This window comes from Fontibacillus phaseoli (assembly GCF_003337355.1).
Taxonomy (GTDB): Bacteria; Bacillota; Bacilli; order Paenibacillales; family Paenibacillaceae; genus Fontibacillus; species Fontibacillus phaseoli.
Window position 1 is genome coordinate 1,424,870 of sequence record NZ_QPJW01000001.1, and the last position, 15,538, is coordinate 1,440,407.

18 protein-coding genes are annotated in these 15,538 nt (G+C 48.2%); 6 read left to right on the forward strand and 12 right to left on the reverse strand.

The features are described from left to right. Positions 1 to 48: 48 nt before the first annotated feature. From DFP94_RS07010 to DFP94_RS07035, 6 genes are all read right to left on the reverse strand, one after another. Positions 49 to 591 carry a GNAT family N-acetyltransferase gene (locus DFP94_RS07010; protein ID WP_114495647.1) on the reverse strand — a complete coding sequence of 181 codons (543 nt, stop codon included), beginning with the start codon at positions 589 to 591 and terminating at the stop codon, positions 49 to 51. A gap of 93 nt (positions 592 to 684) precedes the next feature. After that, entirely contained in the window at positions 685 to 1,140 is a 456-nt protein-coding gene (locus tag DFP94_RS07015) for a GNAT family N-acetyltransferase (RefSeq protein ID WP_114495648.1), read from the reverse strand. A 110-nt stretch (positions 1,141 to 1,250) separates the two neighbouring features. Beyond that, positions 1,251 to 1,721: a DMT family transporter gene (locus DFP94_RS07020; RefSeq protein ID WP_114495649.1), complete on the reverse strand. Its 471-nt coding sequence runs from the start codon at positions 1,719 to 1,721 to the stop codon at positions 1,251 to 1,253. A gap of 4 nt (positions 1,722 to 1,725) precedes the next feature. Beyond that, positions 1,726 to 2,439, reverse strand: a complete 714-nt coding sequence (locus tag DFP94_RS07025) for a Crp/Fnr family transcriptional regulator (protein WP_114495650.1) — start codon at positions 2,437 to 2,439, stop codon at positions 1,726 to 1,728. A gap of 64 nt (positions 2,440 to 2,503) precedes the next feature. Then, positions 2,504 to 2,929, reverse strand: a complete 426-nt coding sequence (locus DFP94_RS07030; protein ID WP_114495651.1) for a DMT family transporter — start codon at positions 2,927 to 2,929, stop codon at positions 2,504 to 2,506. Between the two features lie 187 nt (positions 2,930 to 3,116). Further along, positions 3,117 to 3,752, reverse strand: coding sequence for a copper amine oxidase N-terminal domain-containing protein (locus DFP94_RS07035; protein WP_114495652.1), 636 nt, complete (start codon positions 3,750 to 3,752; stop codon positions 3,117 to 3,119). Positions 3,753 to 4,017: 265 nt separating this feature from the next. Between DFP94_RS07035 and DFP94_RS07040 the strand changes: the two genes are divergently transcribed. From DFP94_RS07040 to DFP94_RS07050, 3 genes are all read left to right on the forward strand, one after another. Then, a complete protein-coding gene (locus tag DFP94_RS07040; protein WP_114495653.1) occupies positions 4,018 to 4,467 on the forward strand; it encodes a MarR family winged helix-turn-helix transcriptional regulator in 450 nt (149 codons plus the stop codon). A 54-nt stretch (positions 4,468 to 4,521) separates the two neighbouring features. Continuing rightward, positions 4,522 to 4,707 carry a hypothetical protein gene (locus DFP94_RS07045; protein ID WP_114495654.1) on the forward strand — a complete coding sequence of 62 codons (186 nt, stop codon included), beginning with the start codon at positions 4,522 to 4,524 and terminating at the stop codon, positions 4,705 to 4,707. Positions 4,708 to 4,768: 61 nt separating this feature from the next. Then, the gene (locus tag DFP94_RS07050) at positions 4,769 to 5,584 is read left to right on the forward strand and encodes an arsenite methyltransferase (protein WP_114495655.1); all 816 of its coding nucleotides are present in this window, start codon (positions 4,769 to 4,771) and stop codon (positions 5,582 to 5,584) included. A 216-nt stretch (positions 5,585 to 5,800) separates the two neighbouring features. Here DFP94_RS07050 and DFP94_RS07055 read toward each other — a convergent pair whose 3' ends face one another. The 4 genes from DFP94_RS07055 to DFP94_RS07070 form a co-directional block, all read right to left on the reverse strand. Then, the gene (locus DFP94_RS07055; RefSeq protein ID WP_114495656.1) at positions 5,801 to 6,985 is read right to left on the reverse strand and encodes an aminotransferase class I/II-fold pyridoxal phosphate-dependent enzyme; all 1,185 of its coding nucleotides are present in this window, start codon (positions 6,983 to 6,985) and stop codon (positions 5,801 to 5,803) included. Next, positions 6,982 to 7,944 (reverse strand): D-alanine--D-alanine ligase, encoded by a 963-nt coding sequence (locus DFP94_RS07060; protein WP_114495657.1) that lies wholly within the window; start codon positions 7,942 to 7,944, stop codon positions 6,982 to 6,984. Before DFP94_RS07060 ends, DFP94_RS07055 begins: the two co-directional genes overlap by 4 nt. Positions 7,945 to 7,958: 14 nt before the next feature. Further along, positions 7,959 to 9,422 (reverse strand): aminotransferase-like domain-containing protein, encoded by a 1,464-nt coding sequence (locus tag DFP94_RS07065; RefSeq protein WP_114495658.1) that lies wholly within the window; start codon positions 9,420 to 9,422, stop codon positions 7,959 to 7,961. Between the two features lie 141 nt (positions 9,423 to 9,563). After that, the gene (locus DFP94_RS07070; RefSeq protein WP_114495659.1) at positions 9,564 to 9,965 is read right to left on the reverse strand and encodes a GNAT family N-acetyltransferase; all 402 of its coding nucleotides are present in this window, start codon (positions 9,963 to 9,965) and stop codon (positions 9,564 to 9,566) included. Between the two features lie 213 nt (positions 9,966 to 10,178). On the opposite strand from DFP94_RS07070, the gene DFP94_RS07075 reads away from it, so the two are divergent. Continuing rightward, the gene (locus tag DFP94_RS07075; RefSeq protein ID WP_114495660.1) at positions 10,179 to 10,895 is read left to right on the forward strand and encodes a TioE family transcriptional regulator; all 717 of its coding nucleotides are present in this window, start codon (positions 10,179 to 10,181) and stop codon (positions 10,893 to 10,895) included. A gap of 130 nt (positions 10,896 to 11,025) precedes the next feature. Here DFP94_RS07075 and DFP94_RS07080 read toward each other — a convergent pair whose 3' ends face one another. Together DFP94_RS07080 and DFP94_RS07085 are read right to left on the reverse strand one after the other, a co-directional pair. Continuing rightward, positions 11,026 to 11,646, reverse strand: a complete 621-nt coding sequence (locus DFP94_RS07080) for an NAD(P)/FAD-dependent oxidoreductase (protein WP_114495661.1) — start codon at positions 11,644 to 11,646, stop codon at positions 11,026 to 11,028. Positions 11,647 to 11,900: 254 nt separating this feature from the next. Continuing rightward, complete coding sequence (locus DFP94_RS07085) at positions 11,901 to 12,914, reverse strand: UDP-N-acetylmuramate dehydrogenase (protein WP_114495662.1); 1,014 nt, start codon at positions 12,912 to 12,914, stop codon at positions 11,901 to 11,903. 308 nt (positions 12,915 to 13,222) lie between these two features. On the opposite strand from DFP94_RS07085, the gene DFP94_RS07090 reads away from it, so the two are divergent. Continuing rightward, complete coding sequence (locus DFP94_RS07090; protein WP_114495663.1) at positions 13,223 to 14,566, forward strand: ABC transporter substrate-binding protein; 1,344 nt, start codon at positions 13,223 to 13,225, stop codon at positions 14,564 to 14,566. 111 nt (positions 14,567 to 14,677) lie between these two features. Then, positions 14,678 to 15,535 (forward strand): carbohydrate ABC transporter permease, encoded by an 858-nt coding sequence (locus tag DFP94_RS07095; RefSeq protein ID WP_114495664.1) that lies wholly within the window; start codon positions 14,678 to 14,680, stop codon positions 15,533 to 15,535. The last annotated feature ends 3 nt before the right edge of the window (positions 15,536 to 15,538 follow it).

The window sequence follows — 15,538 nt, forward strand, 5'->3', positions numbered from 1 at the left end:
CTGTTTGAAAAATGTTCATTTTTGTAAGCATCTCTTCAGCACGCTGGTCTAATAAGGAAAATCATTCCAATCGATCTGCGTCCTTTTATTTTCCGCCCAATCGTTTTTTAGAATTGCGTAACCGATGGAGTCATGTATTTTTCCGTCTTCGGAAGGCCAGGATTGGCGGTGAAACGCTTCTTTCACGAAACCTGCATGATGAAACGTTTTCCGCATGGCATAATTATCAGCGCGTGTATGGCCCTCAAGCCGGATCTTATCTTCGTAATTCGAAAATAGGTATTCAACGAGTTTCTTCACCGCTTGTCCCCCATACCCCTGCCCGCGATGCCGCGCACCGATACGGATATCAAACATCGGTGTAGGATCTTCAAGGTCGAAAACCCGAAGCAATCCGATTCTTGCTCCCTTATCGTCAACAATCCAGAACGTCTTCTTCTCTTCCGTAGAGTCATACCTTCCCGATAAGATCTGCTCTCGCACGGCCGCTTCCGTTAATGTCGAGACTCCATGAAATGGCCACCCCTCCCCGGATAGGAAAGAAACTAACTCATCCGCTTCATCAAAATAGAGCTGCAAATTCACAGACATGATTCAACCTCCATTTGCTACTTCAATATTTCCACAATCTAAAACGCCTACCAAGTTCATCATACTTGATAGGCGCCTCATTGGAATAGCTGATTATAATTCCTTTGTCATAAATACGCTGTTGGGATCCTCAATGTAATCGGCAAACGGAGCGCAATAGGTGAATCCGTACTTTTCATAAAGTTTTTTGGCGGGTTCGAAGGCAGCCATGGAGCCCGTCTCCAAACTTAACCGGACATATCCGCGGCGCTTGGCTTCATGTATAAGATGTTCCATCATCAACTTGGCAACGCCTTTTCTTAGATGAGCAGTAGACGTTTTCATGGATTTGACCTCCGCGTGCTGGTTGTCCAGCTCTTTAAGCGCTCCGCAGCCAAGCAGTTCATTCCCTTCCCAGACGCTCCAAAAAGTGATTTCCGGTTTTCTCAATTTTTCAAGATCAAGCGCGTGAATGCTTTCCGGCGGCGAATGCAATGTCATGCTATGGAGATGCTCTCCGATTAATCGAGCTACTTCCGGTCCGGTTAGATCGTCCACTCTAATATCCAATCCTATCACTCACCATTCTCTGACTTTTTTTTAATCCATAGTATATGTTTTATTTTTTGCTCGCTCAACGCTACCATGGATTGTTAGAATGATAAATATTGGAAGAATGATTATTTCCCTTGTGCGACGGACTTGCTAGGCTGACGCAAACCTCCGAATTTGAACACGAATATTCCGGCCACGATAACTAACACGCCAACCAGCTGTTTCCAGGTAAACGGTACTTGCTGAAGCCCGAACCAGCCCAACGAGTCCCATAACAAAGCAAAAATGAGCTGGGATGTCATCACGATGGAGACGGCATAGGTTGGCCCGAGAAGCTTGATCCCGTTGACCATGCAGACGACGACTCCCACGCCGATAATGCCGCTGAACCAAAACCACATTTGCATATGTTCAAGACGGAACATATTAGCCCCTTCAAAAATCAAGCCGAACAGGAAAGAGGTGAGAAATCCCAACCCTAGCACTAAGGTCGTCGTTGCCCAGGAATTGGCGTGTTCATTTACCTTGCTGTTATAAATATTTTGCAAACCCACCAGCGAACCGGCGAGCAGCGCCCAAAAAAGCCCAAGCAACATTGCTTTATACCTCCTTCCCTTTCTCGTAAATATTATGGCTGGCCAACGCGCTCAAACCCTCACGGTCCTTCACGATTATGCCGCTTTTTGTTCGTTCTATAAGTCCATCCGAGCAAAATTGAAAGAGAATCCGGTTCAGATGTCTGTAGCTGACCCCTATCAAGTTTGCCGCGTCTTTCAAGCTAGCCGTACTTAGCTGCCCGTGAAATAGGGAATCTTCATCATCAAAGGAAACGGACAATAAGTAGCTTGCCAGACGCACTTCCACCGGATACATCAAATTGAAGCTTAATGAATTGGATTTGATGAAAAATTTATTGGTGATAATTCCCAGCAAAAATTGCAGAAAGGGTACATCGTCCTTCGCAAATTGCCTTAACCAACGGTAGGAAAGGCCGATCATATGAACCGAGGTAACCGCTTCGACGGTATTTATAATCTCCGTATGCTGAACATACTCGATATCTCCAACTACTTCCAGGGGCGTCTTAAACGCGAGAATCAGCGTTTTTCCCTCCACTGAAGTCGTATAGATTTTAATCTTCCCTTTAACAAGCACATATAGGACCTCGGAGGGATCGCCTTGGGAACATATCAATTCTCCGACATCAAAGCCGTACAGCGTCAAATGGGATTTTAAAAGCCCATGGAAAACGGTGTCCAGCTCAAAAGCCTGCAGGTAGGAGTTTAAAAGCTCCTCGTCTTTCATCTCTCTCATTTATTTTTCGTCACCCCCGGTAACAGTTCATTATGCCCGTTATTCTTCATCTATTTTCATGAGTTTATAATCTTAAAATAATTACGCCCGCGATCATCATTACAATTCCGATAAACTGGGGCAGCTTCATTTTTTGCTTCACTACGCCAAACCAGCCGTTAATATCGACGAGAAAAGTTAATCCGAGTTGTGCAATCAGCAGTGCCGATATGGTAAACGTAACCCCGGTTTGCTGAATCGCCGTAACGTTGCCGAAAATAATGATCGCCGCCAATGCGCCGCCTGTCAAATATAACGGCTTTACTTGCTTGAACTGCCGCCATTTGCTCTCACGGACAAACATCAGGATTAGCAAAGCCGTAACAAACCCGGTCATCTGCGTAATCGCTGCCGCCTGCCAAGTGCCGATATCCTGGCTGATCCGGGAATTGGCCACGCCCTGCAGCGTAATAAATGCCCCGGCCAAGAACGCAAATATCAATCCTCTCATGTCTGTTTCTCTCCTCCGTGAAAACTGTTCCTCCTAATTAAAAGATATCCTCAAGTTTTTGGAAAGGACATATGTCCTCGGCTAATTGATGTACAAGAAGCCTCTTTTGAAATGAGTGGGGATTCTATTATAAATGCATAAAAAAAGCACGTCACCTATCGTGTCATGCTTTGTCGGCAAGTATTTATTATTCAGCCGGCACTACTTCGCTATCGGGAGTTAAACTCGTAAACGGTACACTTTCGTCTTCATTGGAAATCTCCTTGAAATAAACCACTTCTTCTTCCTGGGAGAAACTCAAAAACTCGTCCAATACCAGGAGATTTTCAACCTTCAGTTTACCATCCGCAGTAATGCTCAGCGATCCGAATTCACCGTCATAAACCAGTCCATCGAATGCAGGACTGTTTACGAGAACGATTTGTACATCCTGAAAAAAGACGACCTGGCTTCCTGTCGATTCGCCGACAATTCGTAAAGGTACATAGACGCTACCGTCTTTTGAGAAAGGTGCTGCTTGAAGCGCCTTCTTTTGTCCATTGACATAGGCCGTTTTGCTTCCGATCGTGAACGTGACTTTCAAGTTGCTTTTTGTTCCCGTAACCTGATTGGTTTTTGAATTATAATTGATCGCCAGGCCAAGCTCATTGAATAATTCCCGAAACGGAACGAAAGTGATTTTATTTTTGACTACCGCATTCCCTTGCAAAGGTTTGCCGTCTACCACCACATCAAGCTTTCCAAGAAATGCCGACGCTGCTGACGGCATGGACGACACGGCTACCAGAACTACGAATAAGGCCATTATTAATTTTTTCAACACGGTTTCCTCCAAATTTGCTTTCTTTTATTTCGATATGTATTCTCCCTTAATTTTGCTGACTCCCGTCGCCTCCATTTCCACATTTTACATTTACAATACCAAACATTCGTTCGTTATCCTAGTCCAATTATAAAAATGTCATATTTATTTAAAATATAGAATTATAGGGCAGTTAGTCGATGATTCATTCACAATTTAGAGGATTCATTTTTTTACTTGCAAAGTGCAAGTGTATAGTTTATAACTAGTTTATGAGGTGAATTTAATGGAAAATGCTCGCGAGCTGTTTCAAATCATGACGCGCCGTTTCGGCTTACTCAACAAAAATTGCTGCACCGTCGGAGATCGTGATGTTTCGCTGGTTCAAAGCCATATTTTATATGAAATAGGCCGGCAGCATAAACCTTCCATGCAGGAAATTGCTGAAACGCTAGGTACCGATATTACGACATTCAGCCGTCAAGTCCAGTCTCTCGTAAAGATGAGCCTGGTTCGGAAGACGCCTGACGCCAATGACCGGCGGATTTTTACGCTCTCTCTAACAACGGAGGGCAAATTCGTCGCCGGTTCCATTGATGAAAAAATGAACGGTTATCTGGAGGATGTCTTTTCGCAAATGACACCCTTTGAGAAAGAAACCGTCCTCCGCTCGGTCCGGCTGTTTAACGAGGCAATGGGGAAATCAGACAAATGCTGCAATCCTGTGTCCGGGTGATTTTCACCCCATTCATACTTGCAAATTACAAACATTAGCGAGGGAGGTCATCTGATGAACAATATCTGGTTTGTAGACGAGTACTTGATGAAAAGTAAAGAAAGCGAGCTTCAGCTTGCTACCCGGCAAGCGAGGCTGACGCCGGCAATCAACCGAACGGGTTTACTTTCCCTGTCGGCTTTAATATCAGGCCGTCGTGAAACTTCTCCGGTTCAAGCCTGCTGCGTACCTTGCTGCTGATCCCGATGGAATGAGGACCAAGAAATATGAACCAAGAATATTATTTTAGGAGCGATGAAAAATGAGCGAAACGAATCATGATTCCATCCGCAAAAATGTCCGTGAGCATTACAAGGAGATCGCCCTGCTCGATCTGCAGGGGCTGGATCCTGCGGGAGCTGCCTGTTCCGCCGACGGTTGCTGCGGTGCAACTCCCTCGTCTTTCGACATCGTATCTTCCCGATTGGGCTACTCGAATGAAGAACTATCGACTGCGCCGGAAGGAGCGAATCTGGGACTCGGATGCGGGAATCCGCAAGCCATCGCTGCACTGAAGCCCGGAGAGATTGTCCTCGATTTGGGTAGCGGGGCCGGATTCGATTGTTTCCTTGCGTCTCGCCGGGTCGGAGAATCGGGCCTAGTGATCGGGGTGGATATGACGCCCGAGATGGTCAGACGGGCCCGGGGCAATGCGGTCAAAGGCAATTATGTCAATACGGAGTTCCGTTTAGGAGAGATCGAACATCTTCCGGTAGCGAATGCAACCGTAGACGTTATCATCTCAAACTGCGTAATCAATTTGTCTCCTGACAAACTTCAGGTGTTCCGTGAAGCTTATCGCGTCCTCAAGCCGGGCGGACGGCTTGCCATCTCGGATGTTATTACTACAGCCGAGCTTCCGGCTGAAATTAGGAACGACCTGAACGAGCTCTATTCCGGTTGCATCTCCGGAGCGTCTTCGGCCGCAGAAATCACAGAAATGCTGGCTCAAAGCGGATTTTCCGACATTTCGATCGAGCCGAAGGATGAATCGGTATCGTTCATCAAAGATTGGCTGCCCGGCGCGAACGTAGAGAATTACATTGTTTCGGCAATAATTCAAGCCGTCAAAGCCTGACGGTTCCCTCTCTCAACCCGATTCAAAAGCAGCGCCTCCTTCCAAGGAAGCGCTGCTTTTTGTAATATTGCTGCAAATGTGCAGGATTATGAGGCGATTCCCCGATATAACAGACAAAATCCTGCAAAAATACAGCTTATTATGCTTAAATCAGGTTGAGATGTGGATTGAGCTGATGATTCCTGCACTTTTGCCGTAATTTACATTAAAAAATACTTATGCCAGTAAAAATGATGCACTTTTGCAGGAATTCACAAACCGTTCCATACGGTCCAGCGCTTCCGCCAGCTTCTCTGTCGACGCTGCGTAGGAGCAGCGGATATGACCTTCGCCACCACCTCCGAAGACATGTCCGGGAACGGTTGCAACCCCCTCTTCCCGTAGCAATTTCCGGGCGAATTGCTCAGAACTGAGCCCCGTATGCGAAATTGAAGGGAAGGCGTAGAACGCGCCTTGAGGCATGTGGCACGTAAGCCCCAGCCGATTCAACCCCTGCACGAACATCTGCCTGCGCCCGTCAAAAACGTCCTTCATCCGGTCCTTGGCCGGAAGTCCGCTGCGCAGCGATTCCAGCGCTGCGATCTGCCCGAGGACGGGGGCGCACATGATCGTGTATTGATGCACCTTCAGCATCCCTGCGATCAGTTCCCGTTCGCCGCAGGCATAGCCGATCCGCCAGCCTGTCATCGCGAACGCTTTAGAAAATCCGTTGATGACGATGCACCGCTCCTTCATGCCCGGAAGCGAGGCGATGCTGCAATGCTGCCCATCATAAGTAAGCTCGGCATAAACTTCGTCCGAGATGACTAGCAGGTCATTGGCGATGACCAATTCGGCAATCGGAAACCAGTCCTGTTCCGTCATGACGGCGCCCGTAGGATTGTTCGGATAGTTCACGACGAGCACCTTCGAGCGCGGCGTAATCACCTTGGCGAGCTGCTGCGCTTCGAGCTTGAAATTTTGCTCGGCGGAAGTCGGAATCTCAACCACCTCCCCACCATGAAGCGAGGCAATCGGCGAGTAGGCAACATAACCGGGCCCCGGGATCAGGACTTCATCTCCAGGCGCCAGAAAGGTCCGCAGTGCCAAATCAACGGCTTCGCTGCTGCCTACCGTAACCAGGACTTCACGAGCAGGCTCGTAATTCAAGCGGAAGCTGTCGCTTAAATATGAAGCGATTTCCTCGCGCAGTTCCATAAGACCGGCATTCGGCGTATATTTGGTCCGTCCTTCGTTCAAGGCGCGGATACAGGCCTCCCGCACCTGCTCCGGCGTGACGAAATCGGGTTCTCCAACGCCTAGGAAAATCGTATCCGCCCCGCCCTCTGCCGACTCGAAAAACGACCGGATGCCCGATGGCGGTATCTGGCGGACGCGAGGCGCGATTCGCTCCATTTTCATAGTCGCACTCCCTCCGATCCTGCTACAATCCGCTGCGGATTCAACTTCCGATTGCAGTCCCGTTCCTGCAGCGAAAGCTCGATGATCCGGTCCAACAGCCCGCTGAATGTCATCCCTGCCGCCTGCGCGCTCTTGGGCATCAGGCTGGCCGGCGTCATGCCGGGCAAGGTGTTCACTTCCAATACATAGGGAATGCCGTCCCGCAAAATCATGTCGACCCGCGCATACACGCTGCATTTCAGCATCCGATAACTGCTTAGCGCAGCTGCCCGTACGGAGGCTTCCGTCTCCGGCGGTAAGGTAATAACCTGTTCGTCCGCTCCGCCGGATTGATACTTGGCGTTATAATCGAACCATGTTGAGTTATTTGACCGGATTCCGATGATCGGCAACAGTTCTCCTCCTAAAATTGGACAGGTGATTTCATCGCCTTCGATATATTTTTCGATCACTACGGAACTATCCCAGCGCAGTGCTTCTTGCAAAGCGGGCTGAAAGTCTGCCTCATCCTTGGCCGGCAGCGTCCCGACGCTCGATCCGCCGGAATTCGGCTTGACAAAAACCGGAAATCCCAAGCGGTTTACGGCTTCAGAGGAATAATTCTCCATGCCGTCCCAATAGATCCACTCTGGCGTCGGAACTCCTTCGGCTTGAAGCAATCGCTTGGACAAATTTTTATCCATGCATAAGCCGCTGGACAATACACCGCTGCCGGAATAAGGAATACCCATGGATTCCAACGCCGCCTGAATCGTACCGTCTTCGCCGTATGTCCCATGAAGCGCAAGCAAGGCGAAGTCGATCTCCTTGATTTTATCGAAAAGCTCATCCGGCCGTTTGATGTCGATGCCAATTCCTTCGTATTTGTCCGGGTTCAGATGAGCCAACATTTCTTTTCCGGTCAACAGCGAGATTTCCCGTTCCGAGGAGATGCCTCCCATAATGACGCCTACTTTCATCTCAAGCACTCCCTTTATCCCCTAAGTTGTTTGAAGGCTGTCTCGCCTATGATGCGGAGCCCTGTGCCGATGTCTTCTTCGGACACTCTCGAGAAGCCGATCCGCATCGTATTCAATCCGCCGCCATCCGTAAAGAACATATCACCGGGCGTGAATATCACGCCCTGGCTGGAGCAAGACTCCAGCAATCGATGAGTATCGAAGCCCGCTTCGAATTCCAGAAACAGGTGCAAGCCGCCGTCGCCGGACAACCGGGCAAACGGCACATATTTCTCACAGCATTGCTTGGTCCATTCGTACTTTCTCTTATATTCGGAGCGAGCTTTTTTTAAATACTTCTCCAAATGGCCGTTATGCAAGTATTGAAACAGTACCGACTGGTCCAGCGTCGAAGTATGGATATTACGAGCCCGTTTAATGCTTTCCAAGTAAGATATCAGCTCTTTGTCAGCGAGCACCCACCCCACTCGGAGGCCGGGGAAGAGTACTTTCGAGAAGCTGCCGATATAAATTACGCCGTTACCCTGTCCCGCCGTAGCGATCAGCGGCAGTGCATGGGAACCCGAATAGCGCAGTTCCTCATTAAAACCGTCTTCAATGACCGGCACTTGATATTCCGCCATCAGTTTCATCAGGGCGATTCTTTTCTCGGGAGAAGTCACGATGCCTGTCGGATTGTGATAAGACGGGATGAAATAAGCGCAGTCATAGGACCGTTCGGACAATGCCTGCTTCAACTCCTCCAGATTAATGCCGTCGTGTTCCATAGGAATGCCCGTAATTTCGAAGCCGTTCAGCTTGAAGTTCTTTATCGCCGTATGATGACTCGGATTTTCGCAAAGGACGGTCCCGCCGTTTTTTCGGCCCAAGGCGGACATTACGATATCCAACCCTTCGGTAAATCCGCTGGTGATCAACATGTCTTTTCCTTGCATATCTACACCTTTGTGCTCCATATAGCGCATGAGAAGCTCGATCAATGGCCTGTAACCTTTTGCATAGCCATAGTTCAACAGAACATTCCCCTCGATTGCCATCCGGTCCAAAAAAGCCCTCCGGACAAGATCCAGCTCAAATAATTGTTCGTCAGGCGCGATGCTGGTAAAAGAGATCGTTTTCTTATCGGCTCGTATGCCACGCTTCATCCGGTCCAGCTCAACGGCTTGCCGTGCGTATCCGTTGATGCGGGAAGACCAATCCGTCTGCCACGAAGGAACGGAAGCCGCGGAGGAAAAGGAAACCGCAGCCACATAGCTGCCCTTGCCCTGGAGGGTATACACGAATCCTTCCTCTTCGAGGCCTGCATAGGCGGCAATGATGGTGTTTCGGCTCACGCCAAGCAGCAAACCCAGCTCCCTTGTGGACGGCAGTTTCTGATTCCCCTGCAGTGTACCTTTGATCATCATGCGTTTTAAATATTCTTTTACCTGAATATAGACTGGACGGTCTTCATCCAGCACCTTGAAATCGTTAAACATCGAGCATCGCCCTCCATCCACATCATGCCACATCAGAGAAAGAAATGAAAAGAACCACGGTCCGCCGTTTTTCGGGGAGTCGTGGTTCTGTGACGTGACGCATAAGCTTCACAACCGGGTACGAATCATGAACTCGAAGAGTTACGGCTTCCGGACCATACCATAGAAATCAGGATACACCAATTTAAACCCGTATTCCTGATACAACTTCAATCCCGTCAGGTCCGATATAACCAAGACTTCGGCGGTTTCGGACGCATGTTGGTCTAGATATCCCACTAGTTCGCGCATCACCATCCCGCCAGAACCATGATCCTGAGAATCAGAATTCACGATGACATCCACGATCTGATAATAGCAGCCGCCATCACCGATTATTCGCCCCATCCCGATCAAACCGGAAAGCTCATCTCTTAATGTCACGCAAAATAATGAATTCGCCAAAGCCGTGGCAGCATCGGTTACCGTCCCGGTTCGAAGGTCGGCCCTATGCCGTAAATCGATATATTCTTTTGTCGAGGGAATTTCATGAAAGATATTCATTAGGTTCAACGCTCCTTCTTTAGTCAGGTATATCATTAATGTACAACATTTATGCAAGTGCTAAAGTTTATCCCGGTCAGGGCTGAAATAAGGATGTTCATATCGGCAATCTTTATCATGCAGCTTTAAAGTTTTATTAGAAGGTTTGCCGCTATTGGCCGCTTCTGGTATAGTGGGCTTCGATAGTGAGAATGAGTTGGGAGGTCCCGGGAAATGGAAACCTATAAACCTGCGGAGATTGCAAAGGAATTGCATATCAGCACAAGCGCTTTGCGTCACTATGAATCCTGGGGAGCCGTTCCGGCCCCCGCCCGCGGGGCTAACGGTTATCGCCTTTACACGAAAGAACATCTGGCGTATTTCCGCTGTCTAAGGGCGATGTTTCCGGGATTCGGCGTATCCGTTACCTGCGATGTATTGCGATCCATTCAGAAAAAAGACGTCGATACGGCGTTCTGGCTCGTTAATAAGGAGCAGGCCACCCTCTATCATGAAAAAGCCGCTGCCGATCAAACGCTGGCTTTGCTGGATATGCTTGAATTGCCGCCCTTCCCGAACCGTAAATTGAAGCGGTTTATGACGATCGGGGAGATCGCAGCGTTTACGGGTTCCACCACCTCGGCGATCCGCCACTGGGAAAAAGAGGGGATTCTCGCACCCGAGCGCGATCCGGTTAATGGCTATCGGCTGTTCACCCCTGTCCATGCCCGTAAAATCCTGCTTATTCGTACGCTGCGCAACACGGTCTATTTTTTAAAAAACATGAAGGAAATCGTTCAAGCCGTTGATAACCAATCCCTGGACAAAGCCAAAGTGATTACGGAACAGGCAATCTTCACGATCCACGAACGCAACAGGCAGCAAATGTTAGGCGTGCACCATCTGATCGAACTGTGTAAAGAGACGGGTCTTTATCCGTTCAACGAATAATCAGCAAATCAGTAATTAACAGTATAATTATTATGTAAACTTAATACAAAAAAAGATTTTCCGGATCGCCGACTGACCCGGATGCCGGAAAAAATACGGAGTAAACTGCTCCCCTTCTTATGGACATCTTTTAAGCGGCAACTTGCCGCAGTTGCTCCAATGAAATTCGCTCCACAAATTTGTTGAATTTTTCTTTCGGTTTCGCATTCGCTTTATAAAATTCAAGGACCGTTGTAATCACCGGGACAAGCCTGTCTTCCGTTAAGCCTGACAGGAGTTTGCTCCCCAAGGTGACCTTTACCCCTTTGGGATTCCCGCCCACATAAATATCAAACGTGTTCTTCATTTTGACGACCGCAATATCCTTGAGCAAGGGTTCGCTCGTGCCGAGCGCGCAGCCGGCGTATCCCACCTTAATCGGTGCAGGAATTGCAATACCGGCAATCGCTTGATTCAGAGTCTGCGCGATCTCCAGTCCCGCCTCCTCCGCTCCCTTGCAGAAATGGCATGCAATCAATCCTTTTGTCACGAAACCTACCGGATAAACTTTAAGACCGATACTACGCAGCTGCTCCTCAATGAGCTCGGCTTCTTCGAAAGGTATCTCGATATAAAGCTGCCCGAATCCGGTCATTTCAATCTTGGAATCGGATCCGACGACACTGCCGATCTTCATCAACTGCTCGGGGGTAAATAAGGTCCCGCCGAGCTGAACAGGCGGAGATATGGCTATTTTTAAGGTATTATCCATGTTTCCCTCCTTTTAATTAACTATATTAATTATTATATTTAATGGCATTAAATTAATGAGCAACTCGTTATACAGGATTATGGATCCCCCCTCTTTTCCGAAATGCGGATACATTTTATTTTATATATAGAATACCCCGGTACCCTATAATGGTCAATATAATTCTAAACGGCCAATAAGCTTCTGTTACAGAACAAAAGGCAGCCCGGATCCGCTTCCATCCGGGCTGCTTCACAATATTAAACCTTCGTAAATTAAGAGACGATGACCAGTTCCGCTTCCGGAACAAATCCAAAATGCTTGTTGATCTCTTCCTGAACAAGGTGGATCAAATAAATGACGTCTTCCGCTCTGGCGCCTCCCCGGTTTTGAATCACGTTTCCGTGAACGGGCGAGATCATGGCCTTGCCATACTCCCTTCCCCTCAAGTGCAACCGGTCCGCCAATTTGCCGATCGGTTCCCCGATGGCGTAATTGTTTTTGAAGACCGAACCGCAGGAAGGATAATTAAAGTGCATCTTTCCGGTCCGGTCAGCGATGATGCTGCGCATGGGAATGGCGGATGGATCGTGTTCCTGCTTGAGTCGGTCAAGATAGTCCATGTAAAAGGCCGAAAATACCTTCAGGCTGGAGCTTTCCAGCATGGCGCGATCGAGCTCCCTAAGAAACGGCTGCAAAGCGTCCGGATGGCTCGGAGCTTGATTGAACCGCAGATCTGCTCCAATGATGAACCAGTTTTTTCTTTGAAAAACAGATTGCTTGTAGCCGAATTCGCAATGCTCCACCGTGATCGACTGCATGTTTCGGCCGATATCGTCAAGATCTACATAGTAGACCGTATCAATAAAGTCGCTGACGTAATGACTGAAGTATTTGGCGTTCATGTAAATCCCTCCTCCCAAAGTACCGGGAAGCAAAAAACTGAAATCGAAATCAGAAGTGCCGATCACCGCTCCGATCAAAGCAAGCAACGACATGGGCATTCCTGCAGATACATGTAAACGGTCGTTTTGCAGGTAGATTTCCCTATGCGAACGGGTAGATATATATAAGTTCTCGGGGTTCGGCGTGTCAGGAAACAACAGGTTGGACCCCATGCCGAAAAAGAGCGGGTTCATGCCATGGGACATCGCGGCTTCCAATACTTCAAGCACCTCATTGTCACTACGGGGTAGTGCTAAAAAGCGTGCCTTGCCTCCTATTTCATAAGTTGAATAATTGGATAAAGGCTGGTCCTTAAGGATACATGGCAAATCCAAGGATGTCATTTGAAACTCCTTCTTTCTTGATGCTCGGCTAAAAATAAGCACACATAATATACGCTAATGTATATTATGTGTGCAGTTCGTCCAAATTGCAATTTCCTTCACAGCTTTCAAGCTTGCAAATTAGGCAACACGAATCCCGTTTCAATTTGTCGGCATTTGTTCTATTTCGTTCCATATTATCCATATTATAAGATTTTATCCCCTTTTTATAAAATGTTCCCCCTATAAGTATTCCTGGGCATCCAGTAAACTCTTTTTAACCAACCAGAATGACAAATTTTAATTAATTTTCATTGGGGGGATTTGTATTGAAAAAGTCTTCTATGGTTTTATTAAGCATCCTGTTGTTGTTCTCCATGTTTCTGGCTGCATGCGGCAATAAAAACGCCAACCCGACGCCAGCCGCTACTGAGAATTCGGCTACGGCAACGAATGATCCGCCTGCCGAAGAAGCAAAAGATCCGGACCCTGTCAAGCTTCGTGTGTTCTCCACGTTCGGGGGCACGGATGCTGCCCGTGAGGCTTTCCAGGGCGCGATTGATGAGTTCACGGCAAAATACCCGCATGTCACGATTGAAAACGATACTTTATCTGCCAATGATGACGGCTTCCGGACCAAAGTGAATACGGACATGACCAGCGGCAACGAACCCGATTTGCTGTTCTACTTTATCGGCGCGGATGCGGAAGGTTTCGTGAATGCAGGAAAAGTAGTTCCCTTGAATGAAATTCTGGATGCCAATCCGGACTGGAAGAACGGATTTATCCCTGACGCCCTTAAACTAGCCACCCAAAAAGACGGCAATATTTATGCCGCTCCGCTTACCGGCTTCTATGAAGGCCTGTTCGTGAACAAGAAATTATTCGAAGATAACGATCTTGAACTTCCTACAGACTGGGAGAAGCTGACGACAGCCGTGAAAACCCTTTCCGCCAAAGGAATCATTCCGCTTTCCGTCCCGTTTGACCAATCCCATTATTTGATTGAGCATACGATTCTGTCGGCAGCCGGTCCGGAAGGCCAGAACAAAGGCTTAATCGACGGCGTCGATCCCAACTGGGAAAAAGCCTATGCTGCCATAAAAGAGCTGCATGACCTCGGTGCTTTTCCGAAAGATGCGGCAACGATCGATTTGAGCATGTCCGGCAACTATTACAGCGAAGCTCTTGCCGCAATGACGATTGAAGGTTCCTGGGCAGTCGGCGGATGGAGCGAGGATACCCGCAACAATTCGACGGTCCTTCCGTTCCCTACCGTTCCCGGCGGAGCAGGAAGCGGCAATGACATCGTGGGCGGGTTCGGCTCGGGATTCTATATTTCCAAAGCTTCATATGACGATAGCGCCAAGAAAGATACGGTCGTTGAATTGCTGAAGCATCTGACTTCTCCGGCCAGCATTCAGAAAATCGCCAGCGCTAACGGCGGAACGCCAGCCGCGGACGTTGAGGTCACGGGACTCGCTCAAGTGGCGATCGACGGGTTTGCCATGGCCGCCAATGCAAACTCGATCAGCGCGCCGGTTGACAGTAAAGTGGCTCCGGAGACGTTTTCCGATCTTCGCGCCAGCGTCGGGCAGGTGGCTACCGGCAAGAAAACGTCGGCGCAAGCGGTCGAGAGCGCGAAGAAGGTCGAGGATGCCAATAAGAAATGAGTTGCTTAAGCCGTAAAAGGTAAAAGAGATGAACGCCGCCCTGCTTCTTAACCTGGGCGGCGTACCCTTTTCACCGCAAGATTTGCAAATTCACGGGCAAAGGTGATGGTTATGAAGGGTGACAGAAAGTATATTTTTATTTTTCTCCTCCCGTCCGCTCTGTTGATGACTGCCTTTTTATACTATCCGTTCTTTAAAAGCTTATATTTAAGTTTTTACCGTACGAAAGGCTTTTTTGACAAGAAGTTTATCGGTTGGGATAACTATACCCGGTTGTTCACGGACAAATTCCTTGGTGCGGCAACCCTGCACACGTTGGAGATCATGCTTTACGTTATTGTGTTTCAGGTCGGCATCGCCCTGGTACTAGCCGTTCTGGTAGAAAATATCTCCAAACTGCAAAGCTTCTTCCGAACCGTTTTCTTCTTCCCGGTAGTCATTTCCGGAACGGCGATTTCCCTGCTGTTCGTTCTGTTCTATAACTATAACTTCGGTCTCTTAAATAGTCTGCTCTCAAATTTCGGCATTGAAAAAGTGCTGTGGCTTGACGAAAGCAACGCGCTTCGGGCCGTCTCCATCCCAACGGTTTGGCATTATGTCGGATTTTATTTCATTCTGTTCCTGACGGCAATGTCGAAAATTCCTGCGGATTATTATGAAGCGGCACGCCTGGAAGGAATCACCACCTTCAAAAGAACGACCAAGCTTACGATTCCGTTGATTCTTAGCGATATCAAGGTAGTAATTACGCTTGCAATCACGGGTACGCTCAAAATCTTTGAATTCATTTGGGTCATCTCCAAAGGGCAGAACGGTACGGAGGTATTGGGCACTTATATGTATAAAAAGGCGATGGTGGATCAGAACTTCGGATATGGATCAGCCGTGGCGATTTATATGGTGGTCTTCGGTGTCTTGCTGGCTTTACTCGCCAACCGTTTGATGAAAAGGGAAGAAATTACTTATTAAGCC